Genomic DNA, 19,480 nt, shown 5'->3' on the forward strand with positions numbered 1-19,480 from the left:
CCTCACCGCATCTGTTGCGGATTGAATTCGATCGTAAATTGCCGGAAATAACTTTCAAACGTACCACTGTCCTGGGGCACCGGGTACCGGTCCAATGCCCGAGCAGCGCTCAGGGCCGAGTTATCAAACGCCGTGTTGCCACTGCTACTGACCACTTTCACGCTGACCAGTTCACCGGTTGGCAGCAGTCGTATCTGCAGCCGGGCCGTCATGTCCTCATTAGCGGATGACGGCAGGTACCAGGCCTGCTTCAGTCGTGCCGCGATCAACCCTTTGTACTTGTCCCGTTCCGACTGCATCCTCGCTTCCCGGGCTCGCGCGGCCGCTGCTTCCTGCTGGCGCTGTGCTTCGGCCTCCCGCTCCTGGCGCGCCTCTTCGGCCAGCGCCTGCAACTGCTGCTCGCGCAGCTTGCGCTCTGCTTCCTGGCGTTTGCGCTCAGCTTCACGGCGGGCTTCTTCCTCCTGCCGTTTGCGCTCAGCCTCTTCCTTGCGCCGCTGTTCTTCCTGACGCCGTTTTTCCTCTTCGGCCTTGCGCCGGGCTTCCTCTTCCTGCTGGCGCTTTTCTTCCAGGCGCTTGCGCTCACGTTCTTTGGCTTCGGCCTCGGCCTTGCGTTTTGCTGCTTCCTCTTCCCGGGCTTTCTGCTCTGCGCGTTTGCGGGCCGCTTCCGCCTCCTGGCGTTTGCGTTCCTCCTCGCGCTGACGCGCCTGCTCCTGCGCTTTCTGTTCCGCTGCTTTCCGGGCCTGCTCCTGGCGTTCCTTTTCCTCCTGAAGCTGCTGCTGGCGCTGCTGTTCCGCCTTGCGCTCCTGCGCTTCCCGGTCCGGCTGATCCGGCTCTTCCATCACCGGGCTGGGCTCGGGCTCCGGGCTGATCAGGCGCGCGGAGATGCTGTTCACCTGAGGCTCATGAACCGGCTTCGACCACGACCATCCGGCCAGCGCCACACCCGCAATCAGCAGGTGCAGGGCGACGGACAACGCCACCGGCGATTTCCAGGGCGCCTTGCCAGAATTGATACTGTCCCGTTCGTGACCTTCCACAACCTCTCCAGCCGTTACTTCTGCTGCTCACGGGGCGTATCGGTAATCAGCCCGATACTGGAGGCGCCTGCAGCCTGCAATTCCGCCATCAGGCGCACCACCACACCGTAGTCCACATACTCATCACCGCGTACCAGAATTTCCGACTTGGTGCGCTGGGAGAGAATCTTGCCCACCTGGTCACTCAGTTGCGTCAGGGACATGGGATCACTGCCCTCGTCCCCGACTTCCAGGTAATAGGCGCCGTTACTGTCGACCGAGACAATAATCGGCTCCACGTTCTTTTCCTGCTGGATCGGATCGGAGGTCGTCTCCGGCAGATCCACCTTCACGCCCTGGGTGAGCATGGGTGCGGTTACCATGAAGATCACCAGCAGCACCAGCATCACATCAATGTAGGGCACGACGTTGATTTCCGACATCGGCTTGCGCCGGTGCTCGGGCATCATTCCCATGCCGCCTTTCATAGCGCTAACCTCCCCTGGACCGCGTCAGTCATCACGCGCCGGCCTTTTCGCTGCTGTGCACCCGGCGATGCAGGATGCTGGAGAACTCTTCGGCAAAGGTCTCGTAGTTCTTCAACTGGGCATCGGAACGGGCAGCAAAACGGTTATAGGCCACCACAGCCGGAATCGCCGCGAACAGACCCATGGCAGTTGCAATCAGCGCCTCGGAAATACCCGGCGCCACAGTAGCCAGCGTGGCCTGCTGCACTTCCGCCAGGCCACGGAACGAATTCATGATGCCCCAGACAGTCCCGAACAGACCCACGTAAGGGCTGGTGGAACCAACGGTGGCCAGGAACGGCAGATGGGTTTCCAGGCGCTCCTGTTCACGGGAAAAGGCCACCCGCATGGCCCGCTGGGTGCCTTCCATCACCGCATCGGCGTCGCGGCTTTGCTGGCGCAGGCGGGAGAACTCCTTGAACCCGGCCCGGAACACCGATTCCATCCCGGAGTACGGGGTGGGCGACTCATTCACCTCCCGATAGAGCTGGCCCAGATCCATACCGGACCAGAAGCGCTCCTCAAAGGCCAACTGAGCCTGCCGGGCTTTCCGGAAGACCTGCAGCCGCTGGAAAATCAGCGCCCAGGACACCACTGACGCAGACATCAGCAGCAACATGACCAGTTGCACAAGGACACCGGCGTTGGTAATCAGATGCCAGACCGAAAGTTCCGATTCCACTGTTTACTCCCAAACCGTTTCAATCAGTTTTCAGATAGTTAGACAGATTGCTTCAAAATTTCCTGCATGTTCTCCGGCAGCCGCCGGGGCTTGCCGGTGTCCAGCGCGATGCAGGCGACCCGAACGTCAGCCTCGCACAGCAGTTGCTGGTCGCCAGCCCTGAAAACCCTCTGGCGAAACGCCATCCAGACCCGCGAAAATGACTGCGGCTCTGCCGTCACCCGCAATTCGTCATCCAGACGGGCCGGCGCACGGTAGTTGATGTTCATCCGCTGGACCACATAGCTGATGTTGTCCTTCAGGCCATCCCGCAGCCCGACACCCTGGCTGCGTATCCATTCGGTGCGGGCACGTTCCATGTAGTGCAGGTACTTGGCGTGGAAGACGATGCCACCGGCATCCGTGTCTTCAATATAAACCCGTATGGGCAGTGTAAAATTCGGCGCTTGGTCGACGTCAGTCAAACAGGTCGTCCTCCTGGTCCGATTTCGCCGGTTGTACACCAAAGTGCAGATAGGCATTGGATGTCACCATCCGGCCCCGGGGCGTGCGCACCATGTACCCCTGCTGGATCAGGAAAGGCTCCAGCACATCCTCGATGGTGCCGCGCTCCTCGCTGATGGCCGCCGCCAGGCTTTCCACCCCGACCGGGCCGCCATCGAACTTTTCGATCATCGCCAGCAGCAACCGGCGGTCCATATGATCAAAGCCCTGATTATCCACTTTCAGCATATTCAGAGCCTGATCCGCTATCTCCGCACTGATGTGCCCGTTGGAGCGCACTTCCGCGAAATCCCGTACCCGCCGCAACAGGCGGTTGGCAATTCGCGGGGTGCCCCGCGAACGCCGGGCGATCTCAAACGCCCCCGACTCGTCGATATCCACGGACGACAGGTTGGCCGAGCGCACAATGATGTCGGTCAGATCCCGGGTGTTGTAGAACTCCAGGCGCTGGACAATGCCGAACCGGTCCCTCAGCGGCGACGTCAGCAGGCCCGCGCGGGTGGTTGCCCCCACCAGGGTAAACGGCGGCAGGTCCAGCTTGATGGAGCGGGCGGCAGGCCCTTCCCCGATCATGATGTCCAACTGATAGTCTTCCATCGCCGGGTACAGGACTTCCTCCACCGCCGCACTCAGGCGATGGATTTCATCAATGAACAGGACGTCGCCTTCCTCGAGGTTGGTCAGCATGGCCGCCAGATCGCCGGCTTTCTCAAGCACCGGCCCGGAGGTGGTCTTGATGGCAACGCCCATTTCATTGGCGATGATATTGGCCAGCGTGGTTTTACCCAGCCCCGGCGGGCCGAAGATCAGCACATGATCCAGCGCTTCCTTACGACCACGGGCCGCGGAGATAAAAATCTCCATCTGTTCACGGACTGACGGCTGGCCCACGTACTCACTGAGCAACGTGGGGCGGATCGCCCGGTCCTGAACCTCTTCGTACTCACCGGCCTGTGCTGTGATTAATCGATCCGATTCGATCATGGCGTTATCCAAGTTCCTGCAACCGACAGCCGACGCTCCGGATCAGCCTGCCCTGCGATTTCGCCCAATTGTACAAAGGCTTGTGTTTGAGTCACGTTACGCTCTCTACACTTTGCTGTCATGCTTTGAATGCATAACGTGTGCCGGCTCAACTGGCGGGAATCATGTTTTTCAGCGCCAGACGAATCAGGGTCTGGCTGTTCATTCCCGGCTCGGAAACCTTGCTGACCGCCTTGGTGGCTTCCTGGGGCTTGTAACCAAGCGCGATCAGTGCGGCTTCCGCTTCCTCCACCACATCCGCGGCGGAGGGTGCGCCAGCCGGCTCGCCGGCCACAGCGGGCGCATCCGGCGCCGAGGGCACAAACTGCCCTTCCAGCTGGGTAATGCGGTCCGCCATTTCAATCAGCAGCCGCTCTGCCGTCTTCTTGCCCACGCCCGGCAGTTTGACCAGCGCATTGGTGTCCCGGGCTTCCACACAGCGGATAAACTGCTGGGCATCCAGCCCCGAGAGTATGGCAATGGCCAGCTTGGGGCCGACGCTGTTGACCTTGATCAGCAGGCGGAACAGGTCCCGGTCCAGTTTCGAGGCAAAGCCATAGAGGCTCTGGGCATCTTCCCGGACGGCAAAGTGAGTGTGGAGGGTCACTTCCTGCCCGGAATCCGGCAGGTTAAAAAAGGTGGTGTAGGGAATATCGATTTCGTAACCAAGGCCGGAGCACTCAACCAGTGCATGGCCCGGGCTTTTCTCGATCAGTTGTCCGCGGATTCGACCAATCAATGAGGTTCTCCTCTGGAAAATGGACCCGGTCAGGAATGGCGCATCCGGCCACTGCGGACCCGGCCACCACTGCCGGCAACCCGCGCCAGGCTCTGGTTCATGTGGGCATGGCAGAGGGCAATGGCCAGGGCGTCGGCGGCATCCGCCTGGGGTTTGCGGGCCAGTTTCAGCAGGGCCTGCACCATATGCTGAACCTGGGCCTTGTCGGCGCCACCATTGCCCACCACTGACTGCTTCACCTGGCGGGCGGAATATTCGTGCACCGGCAGGCCACTGTTGGCGGCACTGACGATGGCCGCGCCCCTCGCCTGCCCCAGTTTCAGAGCGGAATCGGGGTTGCGGGCCATGAACACCTGCTCAATGGCGAATTCTTCCGGGCGGTATTCGCCGATCAGCAGTGCCAGGCTGTGGAAGATGGTCTGCAGCCGCTCGGCCCAGGGCTTCTCGCCCACCCGGATACAGCCGCTGTCGATATACTCGGTGGTGCGCCCTTCCACCCGGATGATGCCGTAACCGGTAATGCGGGAACCGGGGTCCACTCCCAGAATAATGGCCATCAGACTGCCCTGCTCCCGATTGGCGGAATCACCTCAGAGGGATTCCATGATCTCGGCGGAAATCTCCGCGTTATGGTAGACGTTCTGGACGTCGTCCAGGTCTTCGAGCGTATCGATCAGCTTGAGAATCGTCTCCGCTCCATCCCGGTCCAGCTCGACACGGGTCGACGGCACCATGGTCACCTCGGAGTTGTCCGGCTTCAGGCCGGCCTCCACCAGGGCCTCTTTCACGTCCAGGTATTCTTCCGGTGTGGTGACGATCTCGTAGGAACCATCCTCCTGCTCCTGCAGATCCTCCGCTCCGGCTTCCAGGGCCGCTTCCATCAGCCGGTCGCCGTCCACTTCCGGGCCATAGCTGATGATGCCCTGCTTGGTGAACAGATACGCCACCGAGCCGTCCGTGCCCAGGTTGCCACCGGACTTGTTGAAGGCGTTGCGAACCTCCGCCACGGTGCGGTTCTTGTTGTCGGTCATGACTTCCACAAAGAACGCCACACCACCAGGGCCGTAACCCTCATAGGTCAGTTCTTCGTAGTTGCTGTCGTCGCCACCACCGGCGCCCCGTTCTATGGCCCGTTCGATGGTGTCTTTTTTCATGTTGGCGGTCAGGGCCTTGTCGACCACCGCCCGCAACCGGGGATTGTCGTTGGGATCACCGCCACCAAGGCGGGCGGCCACCACCAGTTCACGGATGATCTTGGTGAAGATCTTGCCGCGCTTGGCGTCCTGGGCCGCTTTGCGGTGCTTGATATTGGCCCATTTACTGTGTCCAGCCATTATCAAAACTCCTTTCGGTTAACCGGGGGCATGCCCTGCCCCCGGTGAACAGAATTTACGCCTGGTCCTCCGGCTTGCCGTCCTCGGCAGGTTTGGCCGAACGACGCCGGCGGATGTGCAGCTCCTTGAGCTGTTTGTCGTCCACTTCACCCGGCGCCTGGGTCATCAGACAGGTTGCACTCTGGGTTTTCGGGAAGGCGATCACATCACGGATGGACGAAGCGCCGGTCATCAGCATCACCAGGCGGTCCAGGCCAAAGGCCAGGCCACCGTGCGGCGGACAACCGAACTTCAGGGCGTCCAGCAGGAAGCCGAACTTCGCCCGGGCTTCTTCCTCGCCAATGCCCAGGATGCGGAAAACCGCTTCCTGCATGTCTTCGTTGTGGATACGGATGGAACCGCCGCCCAATTCCGTGCCGTTGAGCACCATGTCATAAGCGCGCGACAGGGCGTTGGCCGGGTCTGCCGCCAGTTCTTCCGGGGTGCACGAAGGCGCGGTGAACGGGTGGTGAATGGCGGTCAGGCTGCCATCCGGGGTTTCTTCGAACATCGGGAAGTCCACCACCCACAGCGGAGCCCATTCGGTGGTGAGCATGTCCAGGTCGTGACCGATCTTGATGCGCAGGGCACCCAGGGCTTCGTTGACCACCATGGTCTTGTCGGCCCCGAAGAATACGATGTCGCCATCTTCCGCACCCACGCGCTCCATGATGGCCATGGCCACGTCTTCGCCCAGGAACTTGATGATCGGCGACTGCAGGCCTTCGACACCCTTGGCCAGCTCGTTGACCTTGATGTAGGCCAGACCCTTGGCGCCGTAGATGCCCACATACTTGGTGTAATCGTCGATCTGCTTGCGGGTCAGCTCACCCCCGTTGGGCACACGCAGAGCCGCGACACGGCCTTTCGGGTCTTTTGCCGGGCCGGCGAAAACCTTGAAATCCACGCTCTCGACCAGGTCGTTCACGTCCACCAGTTCCAGCGGGATACGCAGGTCCGGCTTGTCCGAACCGTAGCGCTGCATGGCTTCGGAATACGGCATGCGCGGGAATTCCGGCAGATCCACTTCCAGCACGTCGCGGAACAGGGAGCGAACCATGTCTTCGTTCAGTTCCATCAGGGTCTCTTCATCGATGAAAGAGGCCTCGATGTCCACCTGGGTGAATTCCGGCTGGCGATCGGCACGCAGGTCTTCGTCGCGGAAGCACTTGGCGATCTGGTAGTAACGGTCCACGCCGGACACCATCAGCAGCTGCTTGAACAGCTGTGGAGACTGAGGCAGAGCGAAGAACGAGCCTTCGTGAGTCCGGCTGGGCACCAGGTAGTCCCGGGCGCCTTCCGGAGTGGCACGGGTCAGGATCGGGGTTTCCACATCCATGAAGCCGCGGCTGTCCAGGAAGTTGCGGATGTAGCTGGTCACCCGGGAGCGGAAGCGCAGGCGGTTGATCATTTCCGGACGACGCAGGTCCACAAAGCGGTAACGCAGGCGCACGTCCTCGCCCACGTCGACATGCTCGTCCAGCGGGAACGGAGGCGTGGCGGCGGCGTTCAGGATTTCCACCTCTTTGCCCAGCAGTTCCACCTGACCGGTCGGCATGTTGTTGTTCTCGGTGCCGGCGGGGCGACGACGGACCCGGCCGGTAACCTTGATGACAAATTCACTGCGGACCTTTTCCGCCAGCGCGAAGCTGTCGGGGGTGTCGGGATCCACCACAACCTGGGACATGCCGTCCCTGTCCCGCAGATCAAGGAAGATAACCCCACCATGATCCCGGCGGCGATGTACCCAACCGCAGAGCGTGACTTCCTGATCAATGTGGGATTCGTTGATCCCACCGCAATAATGACTGCGCATACCGGTTCCCGTTCCGTTTCAATGTGTACGTTTAACTGGTCCGAACGACCTTAAAAGAAAGCCGCCCATTATAAACACAATAAGGCTGGAAATCAGGCCCGAGACGCGGCAAATATGATGCACAGATGACGATTTCGCGGCTGCCCGCTAGAATGCCGGTTTTGGCGGCAAAGGGAGTCAGGCAGTGTCCACCAGAGCAGAGCAGAAAATGAGGACCCGGCGGGCGCTGATGGATGCCGCACTGAACCAGCTCAGTGCTGATCGCGGCTTTGGCAGCCTCAGCCTGCGTGAAGTGGCCCGGGAAGCCGGCATTGCACCCACCTCGTTCTACCGCCATTTCGCCGAACTGGACGAACTGGGCCTGGCGCTGGTGGATGAGGGCGGCGTGGCCCTGCGCCAGCTGATGCGTCAGGCGCGCAAACGCATCGTGCGGGATGGCAGCGCCATCTCGACGTCTGTTGACACCTTCATGGAATACCTGGGCAACAACGCCAACCTGTTCCGGCTGATGCTGCGGGAAAGAACGGGCGTGTCACAGCCCTTCCGGACGGCAGTCAAAGCAGAAATCGACCACTTTGTGGCCGAACTGGCGGACGACCTGGACCGCTTTGCGGACGAACAGAACAAACCGCTGTCGGACGCCCGGCTGGTGGCTGAATCCATGGTCACCCTGGTCTTCAACCAGGGCGCCGAAGCGCTGGATGCCAGCCCTCGCGAGCGCGACGAGTTGAAGGTCAAGCTGAAAACCGAACTGCGAATGATCCTGGTCGGGTCCCAGACCCTGGCCAACTGGCAGGCCAGCAAAGGCCGCTAGAGCGCCAGCCGCTCCAGCAGCGGCTGCAATTTCCTTTTCACCTGATCCAGCTGCGCCGTTTCATAGGCAACCGGCGGCTGCTTGCCCCAGACCGGCCCCGGCCAGGCCGGATCGCCCTCGAACCTTACGATGTGATGCAGGTGCAGTTGCGGCACCATGTTCCCCAGGGCCGCAACATTCATCTTGTCGCCACCGAACAGCGCCATCATGCCTTCACTCAGAATCGACGATTCCTTCATCAGGCGCGTCTGCTGGTCGGCCGTTAGCTGGTAAATCTCCCGGATATCCGGCACCGCCGGCACCAGGATGATCCAGGGCCAGGTGCTGTCGTTCATCAGCAGGATTTCACACAACCCGGAACGCCCGAGGTTATAGGTATCCGCCGCCAGTTTGCTGTGTAGCTCAAACATTGAATGCTTCCAACTAAAACGAATGGAGTGAAGCCGTGGCCAGCGCTTATGCCGACGCCCGCTTCTGCTGCCAGATTTTCTCCCAGGCCAGCGCGGTCTTCACGATGACGGTGAGATCGTCGTGGTCCGGCTGCCAGCCGAGCACCTCCCGGATACGGCTGTTATCGGCCATGAGCGCCCCCGGATCACCGGCCCGGCGACCGGTCTGCTGCACCGGGAAATCCACGCCGGATTCCGACTTCACCACATCAATCACTTCCCGCACGGTAAAACCGCGACCATAACCGCAGTTCAGCACCCGGGACTCACCACCACTGGCCATGTAGTCCAGCGCCATCACGTGAGCCTTGGTCAGATCCTCTACGTGAATGTAATCGCGCACGCAGGTGCCGTCCCGGGTGTCGTAATCATTGCCGAACACACTCATGCCATCGCGCTGGCCGGTGGCGCACTCGCAGGCCACCTTGATCAGGTGTGTGGCTTCCGGCGTGGCCTGGCCCAGCAGCCCCTCGGGATTGGCGCCGGCCACATTGAAATAGCGCAGAATCACGTAATTGAGGCTGCTGGCTGCGGCCAGATCCATGATCATGCGTTCACTCATCATCTTGGAGGCGCCGTAAGGATTGATCGGCGCCAGCGGCAGGTCTTCTGTCAGCACCGTCTGCTCCGGCATGCCGTAAACGGCTGCCGTGGAGGAAAACACCATGTAGGGCACGTTATGGCGCTCCACAGCCTTGAGCAGATTGAGGGTATTGCGGGTGTTGTTGCTGTAGTACTTGAGCGGGTTGGCCACCGACTCCGGCACCACGATATTGGCAGCAAAGTGCAGAACAGCCTCGAACTGGTGGTTCTCGAACAGGAACTCAATGGCCTCTTCGTCTGCCAGATCACCCACCACCAGCTCGCCGGCCGTCACCGCCCAGCGATAGCCCGTGGAAAGGTTGTCGAAGACCACAATATCGTGACCAGCGGCAGCCAACTGCCGGACAACGTGACTGCCGATATAGCCGGCACCACCGGTAACCAGTACTTTCATGGTGTGTCGCTTCCCTTCAATGCTTGCTGTTTCCGGCGCGCCCGGATTTCCCGCCGGCGCCGACTGAAAAACTCGCTGATCACCTGGCTGCAGCGCTCTTCAAGCACCCCACCGACCGGCTCAACCTGCCAGTTCAGATGAGGCTCTTCTAGCGTTCTACGGGCCGATTCCACCGCGCCCGCCTTGGGTTCCCGGGCACCATAAACCAGCCGGCTGATACGGCTGTGCACGATGGCTCCGACACACATGGTGCAGGGCTCCAGCGTCACATACAGAGTAGCATCAACCAGACGATAGTTACCCACGCGGGCGGCGGCATCGCGCAGTGCCCGGATTTCAGCATGAGCAGTGGGGTCACAACCAGAGATCGGGGCATTGAAACCGGCGCCGATCTCCCGGCCATCGAGCACCACTACAGCACCCACAGGCACCTCATCCCGGGTGGCAGCCTGGGCTGCCAGCTCCAGAGCACGGGCCATCCAGTGTTCGTCACCCGGCGAGGACGCCTCTTCCCTGCTGGTTACAGGAGTATCACAGTCATTCACAACACACAGAACCCAACGTTTTAAAGAATGTCACATTATGGTTTTTAAGCCCTGCTCCCGCTCGCCTGTTTACGATTTTGCAGGCACTTTCAGGGTTTTGACCAGCAACTCGAAGAACCTGCTGACCGCCTCTGAATCCCGGGAAGCCGGGCTTCGGTAGGCCGCCACATCCATGGGCCCAAGCGGGCCAAGGGAATGCTCACTGCCAAGCACTTCCAGGTGTCCGGGGGTGCTGCATTGCGTTAACACAGCCACAGCCAGACCACTCTCGACGGCGGCAATTTGCCCTGCCAGGCTGGAACTATTGTAAACGACCCGATAGCGACGCCCCTGCGCCGTCAGTGAGCTGATAGCATTCCGATTGGCAATGCTGATGCTTTCATAGACCGCAATCGGCAGAGGGTCCCGCCTCCAGATCTCGAACTGAGGCGAACCGACCCAAACCAGTGGCTCCGAAAACAACCGGGTACCCTGGCCCGGGCGATCCCGGGACACCAATGCCAGATCCAGTTCCCCTTTCTCCACACGCGGAATCAAAGCGGAGGACTGCTCGCAGCATAACTCAACTTCGACCGAACCATGCTGCGGCGCAAAACGCTTAAGCACCGGCGTCATGTACTTCGCGGCATAGTCATCCGGCACCCCCACGCGGATGCGGCCGGTCAGCTTCTGGCCATGGAAGGCAGACTGGGTTTCGGCATGAAGCTCCAGCATTCTGCGGGCATACCCCAACAGTTTCTGCCCTTCCAGCGTCAGTTGGTGCTGCCGTGGACCTCGAAGTAACAACTGACACCCCAGCGCAGATTCCAGCTTTTTGAGCTGCATGCTAACCGCAGACTGAGAGCGGTGGACTTCCGGTGCAGCCGCCGAAAGCGACCCCGTATCCACCACCGCAACAAAACACTTCAACCAATCAACCTGCAGATCCGGGTAGGCCATTACCGCCACCAGTATTCGATTATCAAATAGATAAGTTCAAGATTATTCGCTTTTAAAAAATTATCGTCAATCACATAGTAACTGACGGACTAGCCGAGGCAGGGGGTTAACATGGCAGAGGCGAACACGCAGTTACATCGACTCGACGGATCACTGATCTGGTCAGGCTTCAAGGCGCTGATCCCCATTTCCTTTTTTGTCACGTTCTTTGGGATTGCATTTGGCCTGACAGCCAAGCAGGCGGGATTAAGCGACACGCTGGTTGTCTCCATGAGCGCTCTGGTCTTTTCCGGGTATGCCCAGTTTGCACTCATCGATTTATGGGGACCATCAATCCCGTTGCTGCCGATGATCCTGACGGCGCTTGCCATTAACGCCCGACACTTCCTAATGGGCGCCACTCTCTATCCCTGGCTGCGCCACCATACACCCGCAAAACAGTATGGCGTGATGACGGTTGCCTCCGACGCCAACTGGGCTCTGTCACTGAATGCATTCAACCGGGGCCAACCCGGACTGGGCATACTGCTGGGAGGCGGCATCGCCATCTGGGTGTTCTGGACCCTGGGCACCTGGCTGGGGGTTCATTTTGGCAATGCCATCGCCAGCCCCAGGCTACTGGGCCTGGATATGGTTATGGGGTGCTTCCTTCTGGCTATGGTCATGAGTGGCCAGAGAGACCGAAGCGCACTGATCATATGGACGACCGCTGCTGCCTCCTCACTGCTCGCCTATCGTTACATGCCCGCCAACAGCCATGTGATTATCGGAACCATTACCGGCGGGGTCGCAGGAATGTTTACCGGGAGAACGACCGATGATTGAGACATCCGGTACCGGAACGATCTACATTGTGGCCATCATGGTGATCATCACCCTGGCCACACGCTGGGGAGGGGTCTATTTCATGTCCGTTACCCCGATCAACTACCGGGTTCGCCAGTTCATTCAAGCCATGTCGGCCTCGGTACTTGTCGCCCTTATCGCCCCAATGGCCATAACGGGTGACCACGGAGCCAGGATCGCACTACTTGCCACAGCAGTGATCATCTTTCTGACGCAGAAACCGTTGCCCGCCATCACTGCCGGCATTGTTGCGGCTGCCCTCACAAGGCAGTTCGTTTACTAAGCCCCGAGGCCAGCGAGGCCGGATATCTGAGGAGCGACTCGTCGAGGAAGTCTCTAACGGCCGAATCATTGACAATTTCGGCGACCAACTTGGTCAGGGCAAAATCGCAGGCGTGAAAAATATCAACGCCCGACAGATTCTTCACACTGTATAGCTTTTCCAACCCGCTGCTGGTTGTCAGGCCAGCCCTGACAATACAGATATCCGTATAGGGCGGCGCAATCGGAAACTGGTACAGCTCCTGAACGCTCAGGGTCATTGCTTTCGACGCACCCGGATCGACCACCACGCCGTTCTGGCTTAACTGCTGCTCAAGAAGCTTGATCGTTTCCTCTGTCGTCGCTCTAAGATTCACCGGAACACCACCATACCTCTCGATCTGCAGCTTACTCTGGTCCTGACCGTTGACGACGTTTACTGTGCCAGAACTCTGAAATGGGGCAACCAGCCCCTCTTTCATAGGATCGGGCTTGGGCTCATAGGAGGCGCAGGAAGAAAGGAGAAGAGAAACGGCGATGATGAAATATCTCATAAGGATCTATTTCCTGGATCAAGCGATGCGACGGGAGCGGGAAACCAAGCCCACTGACATTTATGAAACCCAGGCGTCAATGTGCAAACTACCCTTTCCTCCCTGAGTTCCTATTACTGATTCTACGCCCGCTGTTTTGCATCAAACTGATCTGCGCCAAGCTTTTTCACGTCTTCTCCTGTGGAGGTCTACAAGTCCGCCTAGCGGGATCTGGACAAACACCTGCAAGAGGCCAGTAAAACATGGAGATGACTCTTCATCCTCATGCTGGATTTCCTGTTCTTTACGTAAAACTTCAGAAACCGCCCCGGCGGTTCAAAGTAATAGCTTTGCAAGGCGATTTGAGCCGTATGCTCCTTAATAGCCTTTACCGTTCTGCTTTTCTGCGCGTCAGTCAATGAAGAGGAATTGAGGATGTCCTGAAGAATAAAACGCCCACCTTTCAGGTTGGAAATAAAAGAAGCGGACATGTTGTTGCCAGGTCGCCCCAGGGTCACCATGGAATCACTGTAAAAAAAGGCTCTTGGGGTCAACGCTGAACGCCTGATTATGTGGCTGTCCTCTGATGTCATCACCGTACCCAGATCCCGGTTATTGATTTTTTCGGATATACCGCCAATCGCATCATAGTGCGCCTTGGTAATCGCCTGGCAGGATGTAAAAACAGGCTGCCACTCGATCAGGGCTGAATAAAGATCATCAAACCAGTAAAGATCCTCTTCCATCGGCCAGGCAAAGGCTCTCAACCAATTCTGGACAGTGGGGGTTTCGGGATCGATACGACTCCCGCTTTCACCCTCTACACGGTAATTGGTGAACACGTAGTCAGCGTGGTGCAGAGTAAAAATGCGCTCAAGAGTCGCCAGATAGTCGGGGCGCCACACATCATCGCTATCACAAAAGGCCAGAATCCGACCGGAGGCATGAGCAATCGCATTGCGACGCGCCTGGGTATGGCGGGTGTTGTCTTGCCGTATGGGTTTTAAGCGGGGGTCGGAGATGCCACGTAAGACATCCCAGGTATTATCCGTGCTGCCATCATCAACGACGATGAGTTCGAAGTCCGAAAAAGTCTGATCCAGTACGTTATGGACCACCTCGCCCAGAAGGTCCACACGATTGTAGGTCGGCATGATAATGCTGAATGTTGGTGATGCGTCCTTCATCGCTGGCACTCCCTTGGAGGCTTTCTTTTACAACTGCCTGCGTCTCCAATACCGATTTGTGTACTGCCGAAAGGGAACAACCGGGCCCTAATTTCTCTCAGAGCACGTGGGGAGCCCCATTACGTCAGATCCTGATAGGGATTATAGGCCACTTCCCAGTAATGGCGTTCCGGATCCTGGAAGTAACCGGAGTAACCACCCCAGAAAGCCTCCTGTGCGGACTTGATAAGTTTGCCGCCTGCGGCCACTGCCTGACCAAGGACCTCATCAACTTCGGATTTGCTGGCAACATTGTGGGCCAGAGTAATGCCGGAAAAAACGGGCTGAGTGGAAACCGGCAATCCAATATCCTTAGCCAGATCCTCTCGCGGATAGAGCGCCAACCAGGTGCCTTCCAGGCTGAAAAAGGAAATGTTGCCACCTTCAAAGTCGTACCTTGGCAAGCCGAGACCTTCACCATAGAAACGGGTAGCCCTGTCCAGGTCATCCACACCAAGGGTTACAATGCTTATTTTGGGTTTCATCATGCCCTTCCTTCGCTAAAAGCCAGCTTCCTGAAATGTCTTAGCGACGCGGCGGAAGTCCGCCATCGCGACCTCAACCAGCCTAAAAGCTTTTCAGCCATAAGCCCAATTGTCCGGGACGGCCGGGCGTTCCCGGACCAACAGATGAGCTACTGCGGAAAACAGGCCCAACCCGATGGCAAGATACCAGACCTGGTCGTAACTGCCGTAGCGGTCGAAAACGACGCCACCAAGCCAGACCCCCAAAAATCCGCCGACCTGGTGACTCAAAAACACGAAACCAAACAAGGTGCCCATTGCCCGGGGGCCAAACATCGTCAGAACAAGGGCGCTGGTCAGAGGAACCGTCGAAAGCCACAGACTCCCCATCAACAGGGCAAAAATCATGACCGACGCCGGTGTGACCGGCATACTGATAAAAATGACAATGACAAGCGCCCTGAGGCCATAAATCATCGCCAGAACATAGGGCTTGGGAAATAAAACCCCAAGATGCGACGCCAAAAGAGTTCCAAAGATATTTGCAAAACCTGCCAGGGCAAGAGCCTGAAGTCCCAACGCACGCAGCTCAGCGGCAGAAGCCGGAGAAATACAGAAATTTTCCACATAATTTGGAAAATGCGCAGTGATAAATGCGAGATGAAAGCCGCAAACCAGAAACCCGATATTCAGCCAAAGGTAGCTGCCATGACAAAACGCCTTTCGGGCAATATCCCGGATTGGCTCAGACTGATCACCCCCGGTATCTGTGTCATGACCAACCCGGAGATAGGGAATACATAACCCCATGGACAAAAGCATACCTGTAACGACAAGGAGCATAAGCCGCCAATCCAGCCATTCCGTCAACCATGAGGCCAGAAGAGGCAGAATGACTTGCCCGGCCGAACCCGCCGCCGACATGATCCCCAGATATTGGCTTCGCTTCGCCTCCGGGGCAGCTCTACCCACAACCGCTAATACGATACCGAATGCGGTCCCGGACACCCCCATACCCACCAGCACCCCGGCCCCCAGGTGCTGTGCCAGAGGGCTTGTTCCCAGGGCGCAGACCACCATGCCAAGGACATAACAACTGAAGCCCAGCCATAATGCCCGCCGGTCACCCAACTTGTCTGCAATAACGCCAAACCCCGGCTGAGCAATCCCCCACACCAGGTTCTGAATGGCGATAGAGATAGAAAATATCTCGATCCTGCCGCCGAACAGCTCACTGGAAAGAGGCTGGACCACACCACCGAAAATGGCGCGGACGCCGAAAGCCAATGCCAAGACAATGCCACCGGCGATCATGATTGCCATCATCCCGGTGTTCGAAGCTTTATGTATTGTGCTTTTTGGCATGCCCCCTCCCATCTTCCCGATCTATCCCAGTACCGGCGACAACACGCCAAACCGAAAGCGCAGTAACCAAATTGACAGGATGCTAGCACCAGAATACGATCCCGAATATCGAATATTTTTCAATCAATACTTCAAGGAATCGGAATTGAGGGCGAATTTTGATATCGATGCTCTACGCGCCATTGTAACGGGCACCGACCTGGGCAGTTTCGCTCGTGCTGCCGCCCAACTGGGGCGATCCCAGTCCGCCATCAGCATGCAGTTGAAAAAACTTGAACAGCAGGCCGGGACACAGCTCTTCGTGCGCAGGGGAAGAAACCTGGTTCCAACGGAAGCTGGCGAAGCCTTTATTGCCTATGCCCGCCAGATCATTACGCTTAATGACGAAGCGGCATTCGCAGTGGGCGCAACAGCGAATGTAACGACGGTCAGGCTCGGCCTGCCCCAAGACTTCTTTGAAGACGTAATGCCCGCCGTATTATCCGAGTTCTCCCGTAGCCATAAGGGGGTTCATGTGGAAGTACAGGCAGGGTCCAATCATGCACTGGTTGAAGAGGTCAGGAACGGCCGACTGGATGCGGCTATCGTCTTTTTCCCTGACGAGCCCGCACGTCATGAAGGGGAACTGATCTGCAGACTACCGATGCGATGGCTGGCTCACGAAAGTCAGGCACTTGAGCTGGCGGGTGACTGGATCCCACTGGTGCTTTTTGACCATCACTGCCTGTTCAGGCAATCGGCACTGGCCGCTCTTGAGCAGGCGAACCGGCGCTGGAAGGTGTCGGTGACAACACCCAGCCTGCCTGGCATATGGGGCGCACTTCGTTGTCACCTCGGACTTGCCGTCAGGACCGAGCATGGTCTGCCTGACGATATCAGGTGTATTGATAACAACCCCGACCTGCCAGGGCTACCCGCCACCAGGCTTAAAATGCTTCGTTCATCCAATGCATCGCCCGCAGCCAATGACCTGTGCCACGTTCTTCGCCAGGAAACGGAGAAACTGATCCGTCAGGCATGAGCACCCAGCCATACCGGACAAAGAGGCCTCAACGAATAAACCGGCATCACCATCGCCGCTAGCCAAATATGAGCCCAACGTCACATTTGGCTGGATAGGGGTGGAAAAGAGATAACAGGAATGTCTAGCATATCCCTGACCAAACTTTTTCGGGGGCACAACACATGCGCAAACCTGTTTTCATTTCGGTTTTCCTGGCCGCGATGTCGTTCAGCCTATTCGCACCAGCAGCACTAGCAAAGGACCTAAAACCCGGCACATGGGAAGTAACCAGCTCCATGACGGGCAAAGATCTTCCTGAGCGCCTGAAAAAGGAAAAGACGGATTCCCAATGCCTCCCCGGCTCAGGGAAAATAGATATGGCTAAAACCATGCGGGAGGGCTGGACGAACGCTGGCTGCCCCGATATTAATATTTCCAGGGAAGGCAATACCATTAGCGCGCAGGCTGAATGTTCATCCCATGGACGAACATCGACAGTCGAGGCCCAAATCAAGATTCAAAGTGACGAACGCTATACCGCCACCACTATCACCAAAAACGACGGGACCACAACGTTGAAACAGACGGGCCGTTGGGTATCACCAGATTGCCAGTGAGCGATGCAGACCGGGAGGCAAGCGCAAAACGGGTTCCCCTTATCCGTGGTCCCGTATTTTTCGCCGACTGACCCGCTTTCTGTCTGGCCCGTTGGGCAGGCAGAAAGCCAACACCATACCGGCAATGGTGAGCCACCCGAGCCAGGTCACCATGCCAATCCCCACCCCCCATTGCCTCAGACACAATCCCAAGGCTAACACCAATAAAGACCACCCCAGTAAACGCAACGAGCGCTTCTGGAATACAGACAATTCGCTGCGCAGGAGGTGCCTATTATGCTTGGGCATCGCCATGGCCAGAGCCATAAACCCCACCAGGCTGAGCACCAATACGGCCATATGAAGCATTGTCATGCCCCACCTCCGGGAATTCCCCCAGGCAGCAATAGCCAGGAACCTCCGGCACACAGCGCAGAGGCCGTAGCCAACACACACCAGATAGTCCGTAGCCGCTTGGCGGCAAAGACCCACAACACGACACAAACATAGAGGGCGAAGCTGAGCATGGTTGACGCCAGAATGGCTTCTGCCTGCGGCAACGGCCAGAGCAGCGCCAGCAATACCGTGCCAAAGGACGTAAGGGTATACCCTCCCACCACGGCGGCCAGGACCCGGCTGAGAACCATCCAGCGGTAACGGGCGGTGTCGCGGTCCATCATTCTGATCCCCCGGCCAAGGCTCTGGGGTTGTCATCAAGTTCCTGTGCCGCACTCCCTAACCATATGCGTTTTACTTTGATAGCCATGTAGGCGAAGGCAAGCCCCAGAACCAGCATAGTCAGGTCAAACCCGACCAGAGCCCAGTCACCTGCAGGCAAAGTCACGCCCAGGTGTTTGTCAGTGGTCATGGCATTGATCAGAGGCAACAGGGCATACGCAGCTGAAGCCAGCCACAATAGCTCTACCCAGGCTTTCCGGGTGTGTCGAAAGAAGGCATAGATCAGTGCCTCCCCCCAAATCAGAAACAGGACATTGGCTTCCCAATTGGCCCTTTCGGCCATTTCCACTGGCAGCAGGCGATTGGCCCAGAAGTAGGCAGCTATGCCAGTTGGCAGGCCCGCGATAGTAGCGGCATTGAGGGCCTCTACCAATCGAAGCCCAAAACGGTAGCCCGTTACCCGATGAGTCCGTCGACGCTTGACGGTCCACAACACCAGACCGGTGCCAATCATGCCGGCCCCCATCAGCCCGGAAAGAAAGTACAGCCAGCGCAGCCAAGGCTCAGCAAAGCGCCCCTCGTGGAGAGCAAGAAGCACTTGATGCGTTTTCACCGTCATGCTCTGATCCGGAGCCGGCTTCAACGGTTCTCCGGAGTCCGCGTTATAGCCCAGAGTATGCCCGGCAAACCAACGCACTCTCTCGCCACGCACACGCCCGATTTCCACCCGGGGCACCTCACCGGCATCATGCTGGATAAACACTGAGCGTATCTGTGACTCCGGCCCCCAGGTTTCCTGACCATGACTTATTATCTCAGGTACCGATGCGGCAGGTCGGGCAACCGGCTCATGAGTATGGGCCCCATAAAGGTCTGCAAAATAGCGCTCTTCCGCCTGGTCGTCATTGCCATACACGGCGACAATACCTGCAGGCATATAGGCCGTATAGAAAAATACAAACCCGCTATAGGTGATCATCAGGAAGAATGGGTTCTACCCCGTTACTGCGGACATTCCTAAAAAGAGGCACAATGTGCCAAAGGAGTGTTCATGTCCAGACGCAGAAAATATAGCCCAGAGTTC

At 58.1% G+C, this 19,480-nt stretch carries 25 protein-coding genes; 5 read left to right on the top strand and 20 right to left on the bottom strand.

The window, feature by feature from the left end; genetic code table 11:
* Nucleotides 1-2: 2 nt before the first annotated feature.
* From tolA to aspS, 9 genes are all read right to left on the bottom strand, one after another.
* Nucleotides 3-980: a cell envelope integrity protein TolA gene (gene tolA, locus HNR38_RS06130; RefSeq protein ID WP_183700922.1), complete on the bottom strand. Its 978-nt coding sequence runs from the start codon at nucleotides 978-980 to the stop codon at nucleotides 3-5.
* A gap of 71 nt (nucleotides 981-1,051) precedes the next feature.
* Nucleotides 1,052-1,504 (bottom strand): protein TolR, encoded by a 453-nt coding sequence (tolR, locus tag HNR38_RS06135; RefSeq protein ID WP_183700794.1) that lies wholly within the window; start codon nucleotides 1,502-1,504, stop codon nucleotides 1,052-1,054.
* A 31-nt stretch (nucleotides 1,505-1,535) separates the two neighbouring features.
* A complete protein-coding gene (gene tolQ / locus HNR38_RS06140; protein ID WP_183700796.1) occupies nucleotides 1,536-2,225 on the bottom strand; it encodes a protein TolQ in 690 nt (229 codons plus the stop codon).
* 38 nt (nucleotides 2,226-2,263) lie between these two features.
* Entirely contained in the window at nucleotides 2,264-2,689 is a 426-nt protein-coding gene (gene ybgC, locus HNR38_RS06145; RefSeq protein WP_246362416.1) for a tol-pal system-associated acyl-CoA thioesterase, read from the bottom strand.
* A complete protein-coding gene (gene ruvB, locus HNR38_RS06150; protein WP_183700800.1) occupies nucleotides 2,682-3,713 on the bottom strand; it encodes a Holliday junction branch migration DNA helicase RuvB in 1,032 nt (343 codons plus the stop codon). Before ruvB ends, ybgC begins: the two co-directional genes overlap by 8 nt.
* A 148-nt stretch (nucleotides 3,714-3,861) precedes the next feature.
* Nucleotides 3,862-4,491 carry a Holliday junction branch migration protein RuvA gene (ruvA, locus tag HNR38_RS06155; protein WP_183700802.1) on the bottom strand — a complete coding sequence of 210 codons (630 nt, stop codon included), beginning with the start codon at nucleotides 4,489-4,491 and terminating at the stop codon, nucleotides 3,862-3,864.
* A 29-nt stretch (nucleotides 4,492-4,520) separates the two neighbouring features.
* Nucleotides 4,521-5,048, bottom strand: a complete 528-nt coding sequence (gene ruvC / locus HNR38_RS06160; protein ID WP_183700804.1) for a crossover junction endodeoxyribonuclease RuvC — start codon at nucleotides 5,046-5,048, stop codon at nucleotides 4,521-4,523.
* Between the two features lie 33 nt (nucleotides 5,049-5,081).
* Nucleotides 5,082-5,825, bottom strand: a complete 744-nt coding sequence (locus HNR38_RS06165; RefSeq protein ID WP_183700806.1) for a YebC/PmpR family DNA-binding transcriptional regulator — start codon at nucleotides 5,823-5,825, stop codon at nucleotides 5,082-5,084.
* Between the two features lie 55 nt (nucleotides 5,826-5,880).
* Entirely contained in the window at nucleotides 5,881-7,680 is a 1,800-nt protein-coding gene (gene aspS / locus HNR38_RS06170) for an aspartate--tRNA ligase (protein WP_183700808.1), read from the bottom strand.
* Between the two features lie 184 nt (nucleotides 7,681-7,864).
* Here aspS and fabR point away from each other — a divergent pair, with 184 nt between their 5' ends.
* Nucleotides 7,865-8,494, top strand: a complete 630-nt coding sequence (fabR, locus tag HNR38_RS06175; protein ID WP_183700810.1) for an HTH-type transcriptional repressor FabR — start codon at nucleotides 7,865-7,867, stop codon at nucleotides 8,492-8,494.
* On the opposite strand, the gene HNR38_RS06180 is transcribed toward fabR, so the two are convergent.
* From HNR38_RS06180 to HNR38_RS06195, 4 genes are all read right to left on the bottom strand, one after another.
* On the bottom strand, nucleotides 8,491-8,904 hold the full coding sequence (locus tag HNR38_RS06180; protein WP_183700812.1) for an HIT domain-containing protein: 414 nt from the start codon (nucleotides 8,902-8,904) through the stop codon (nucleotides 8,491-8,493). The genes fabR and HNR38_RS06180 overlap by 4 nt on opposite strands.
* A gap of 46 nt (nucleotides 8,905-8,950) precedes the next feature.
* Nucleotides 8,951-9,940 (bottom strand): UDP-glucose 4-epimerase GalE, encoded by a 990-nt coding sequence (galE, locus tag HNR38_RS06185; protein ID WP_183700814.1) that lies wholly within the window; start codon nucleotides 9,938-9,940, stop codon nucleotides 8,951-8,953.
* Complete coding sequence (tadA, locus tag HNR38_RS06190; RefSeq protein WP_343068248.1) at nucleotides 9,937-10,485, bottom strand: tRNA adenosine(34) deaminase TadA; 549 nt, start codon at nucleotides 10,483-10,485, stop codon at nucleotides 9,937-9,939. The genes galE and tadA overlap by 4 nt, the downstream gene beginning before the upstream one ends.
* A gap of 69 nt (nucleotides 10,486-10,554) precedes the next feature.
* On the bottom strand, nucleotides 10,555-11,424 hold the full coding sequence (locus HNR38_RS06195) for a LysR family transcriptional regulator (protein ID WP_183700816.1): 870 nt from the start codon (nucleotides 11,422-11,424) through the stop codon (nucleotides 10,555-10,557).
* 111 nt (nucleotides 11,425-11,535) lie between these two features.
* On the opposite strand from HNR38_RS06195, the gene HNR38_RS06200 reads away from it, so the two are divergent.
* Together HNR38_RS06200 and HNR38_RS06205 are read left to right on the top strand one after the other, a co-directional pair.
* Complete coding sequence (locus HNR38_RS06200; RefSeq protein ID WP_183700818.1) at nucleotides 11,536-12,249, top strand: AzlC family ABC transporter permease; 714 nt, start codon at nucleotides 11,536-11,538, stop codon at nucleotides 12,247-12,249.
* Complete coding sequence (locus HNR38_RS06205) at nucleotides 12,242-12,553, top strand: AzlD family protein (protein ID WP_183700820.1); 312 nt, start codon at nucleotides 12,242-12,244, stop codon at nucleotides 12,551-12,553. Before HNR38_RS06200 ends, HNR38_RS06205 begins: the two co-directional genes overlap by 8 nt.
* Here the strand turns inward: HNR38_RS06205 and HNR38_RS06210 are convergent.
* The 4 genes from HNR38_RS06210 to HNR38_RS06225 all read right to left on the bottom strand — a co-directional run bounded on the left by HNR38_RS06210 (nucleotide 12,531) and on the right by HNR38_RS06225 (nucleotide 16,080).
* Nucleotides 12,531-13,085 carry a YajG family lipoprotein gene (locus HNR38_RS06210; protein ID WP_183700822.1) on the bottom strand — a complete coding sequence of 185 codons (555 nt, stop codon included), beginning with the start codon at nucleotides 13,083-13,085 and terminating at the stop codon, nucleotides 12,531-12,533. The genes HNR38_RS06205 and HNR38_RS06210 overlap by 23 nt on opposite strands.
* Nucleotides 13,086-13,285: 200 nt before the next feature.
* Entirely contained in the window at nucleotides 13,286-14,251 is a 966-nt protein-coding gene (locus tag HNR38_RS06215) for a glycosyltransferase family 2 protein (protein WP_183700824.1), read from the bottom strand.
* 119 nt (nucleotides 14,252-14,370) lie between these two features.
* Nucleotides 14,371-14,778 (bottom strand): VOC family protein, encoded by a 408-nt coding sequence (locus tag HNR38_RS06220; RefSeq protein WP_246362418.1) that lies wholly within the window; start codon nucleotides 14,776-14,778, stop codon nucleotides 14,371-14,373.
* Nucleotides 14,779-14,868: 90 nt separating this feature from the next.
* The gene (locus HNR38_RS06225) at nucleotides 14,869-16,080 is read right to left on the bottom strand and encodes an MFS transporter (RefSeq protein ID WP_221275677.1); all 1,212 of its coding nucleotides are present in this window, start codon (nucleotides 16,078-16,080) and stop codon (nucleotides 14,869-14,871) included.
* On the opposite strand from HNR38_RS06225, the gene HNR38_RS06230 reads away from it, so the two are divergent.
* Together HNR38_RS06230 and HNR38_RS06235 are read left to right on the top strand one after the other, a co-directional pair.
* Nucleotides 16,067-17,140, top strand: a complete 1,074-nt coding sequence (locus HNR38_RS06230) for a LysR family transcriptional regulator (protein ID WP_221275678.1) — start codon at nucleotides 16,067-16,069, stop codon at nucleotides 17,138-17,140. The two genes, HNR38_RS06225 and HNR38_RS06230, sit on opposite strands and share 14 nt — an antisense overlap.
* Nucleotides 17,141-17,304: 164 nt before the next feature.
* Nucleotides 17,305-17,739 (top strand): DUF3617 domain-containing protein, encoded by a 435-nt coding sequence (locus HNR38_RS06235; RefSeq protein WP_183700828.1) that lies wholly within the window; start codon nucleotides 17,305-17,307, stop codon nucleotides 17,737-17,739.
* 39 nt (nucleotides 17,740-17,778) lie between these two features.
* On the opposite strand, the gene HNR38_RS06240 is transcribed toward HNR38_RS06235, so the two are convergent.
* Genes HNR38_RS06240 through HNR38_RS06250 form a run of 3 tightly spaced genes read right to left on the bottom strand, consistent with a single transcriptional unit; the run spans nucleotide 17,779 to nucleotide 19,375 of the window.
* Nucleotides 17,779-18,093, bottom strand: coding sequence for a DUF3325 domain-containing protein (locus HNR38_RS06240; protein WP_183700830.1), 315 nt, complete (start codon nucleotides 18,091-18,093; stop codon nucleotides 17,779-17,781).
* Nucleotides 18,090-18,398, bottom strand: coding sequence for an iron transporter (locus HNR38_RS06245; protein WP_183700833.1), 309 nt, complete (start codon nucleotides 18,396-18,398; stop codon nucleotides 18,090-18,092). Before HNR38_RS06245 ends, HNR38_RS06240 begins: the two co-directional genes overlap by 4 nt.
* A complete protein-coding gene (locus HNR38_RS06250; protein ID WP_246362421.1) occupies nucleotides 18,395-19,375 on the bottom strand; it encodes a PepSY-associated TM helix domain-containing protein in 981 nt (326 codons plus the stop codon). Before HNR38_RS06250 ends, HNR38_RS06245 begins: the two co-directional genes overlap by 4 nt.
* Nucleotides 19,376-19,480 lie beyond the last annotated feature (105 nt).

This window comes from Marinobacter oulmenensis (assembly GCF_014201735.1).
Taxonomy (GTDB): Bacteria; Pseudomonadota; Gammaproteobacteria; order Pseudomonadales; family Oleiphilaceae; genus Marinobacter; species Marinobacter oulmenensis.

What these genes read in the sequence shown, in the direction of transcription:
- ruvB (WP_183700800.1), bottom strand. Translation starts at nt 3,713, where the DNA reads ATGATCGAATCGGATCGATTAATCACAGCACAGGCCGGTGAGTACGAA.
- HNR38_RS06195 (WP_183700816.1), bottom strand. Translation starts at nt 11,424, where the DNA reads ATGGCCTACCCGGATCTGCAGGTTGATTGGTTGAAGTGTTTTGTTGCG.
- galE (WP_183700814.1), bottom strand. Translation starts at nt 9,940, where the DNA reads ATGAAAGTACTGGTTACCGGTGGTGCCGGCTATATCGGCAGTCACGTT.
- HNR38_RS06240 (WP_183700830.1), bottom strand. Translation starts at nt 18,093, where the DNA reads ATGACAATGCTTCATATGGCCGTATTGGTGCTCAGCCTGGTGGGGTTT.
- ruvC (WP_183700804.1), bottom strand. Translation starts at nt 5,048, where the DNA reads ATGGCCATTATTCTGGGAGTGGACCCCGGTTCCCGCATTACCGGTTAC.
- tolR (WP_183700794.1), bottom strand. Translation starts at nt 1,504, where the DNA reads ATGAAAGGCGGCATGGGAATGATGCCCGAGCACCGGCGCAAGCCGATG.
- HNR38_RS06230 (WP_221275678.1), top strand. Translation starts at nt 16,067, where the DNA reads ATGATTGCCATCATCCCGGTGTTCGAAGCTTTATGTATTGTGCTTTTT.
- HNR38_RS06235 (WP_183700828.1), top strand. Translation starts at nt 17,305, where the DNA reads ATGCGCAAACCTGTTTTCATTTCGGTTTTCCTGGCCGCGATGTCGTTC.
- HNR38_RS06220 (WP_246362418.1), bottom strand. Translation starts at nt 14,778, where the DNA reads ATGATGAAACCCAAAATAAGCATTGTAACCCTTGGTGTGGATGACCTG.
- HNR38_RS06245 (WP_183700833.1), bottom strand. Translation starts at nt 18,398, where the DNA reads ATGATGGACCGCGACACCGCCCGTTACCGCTGGATGGTTCTCAGCCGG.
- HNR38_RS06180 (WP_183700812.1), bottom strand. Translation starts at nt 8,904, where the DNA reads ATGTTTGAGCTACACAGCAAACTGGCGGCGGATACCTATAACCTCGGG.
- HNR38_RS06250 (WP_246362421.1), bottom strand. Translation starts at nt 19,375, where the DNA reads ATGATCACCTATAGCGGGTTTGTATTTTTCTATACGGCCTATATGCCT.
- HNR38_RS06215 (WP_183700824.1), bottom strand. Translation starts at nt 14,251, where the DNA reads ATGAAGGACGCATCACCAACATTCAGCATTATCATGCCGACCTACAAT.
- HNR38_RS06205 (WP_183700820.1), top strand. Translation starts at nt 12,242, where the DNA reads ATGATTGAGACATCCGGTACCGGAACGATCTACATTGTGGCCATCATG.
- HNR38_RS06165 (WP_183700806.1), bottom strand. Translation starts at nt 5,825, where the DNA reads ATGGCTGGACACAGTAAATGGGCCAATATCAAGCACCGCAAAGCGGCC.
- aspS (WP_183700808.1), bottom strand. Translation starts at nt 7,680, where the DNA reads ATGCGCAGTCATTATTGCGGTGGGATCAACGAATCCCACATTGATCAG.
- HNR38_RS06200 (WP_183700818.1), top strand. Translation starts at nt 11,536, where the DNA reads ATGGCAGAGGCGAACACGCAGTTACATCGACTCGACGGATCACTGATC.
- HNR38_RS06225 (WP_221275677.1), bottom strand. Translation starts at nt 16,080, where the DNA reads ATGATGGCAATCATGATCGCCGGTGGCATTGTCTTGGCATTGGCTTTC.
- HNR38_RS06210 (WP_183700822.1), bottom strand. Translation starts at nt 13,085, where the DNA reads ATGAGATATTTCATCATCGCCGTTTCTCTTCTCCTTTCTTCCTGCGCC.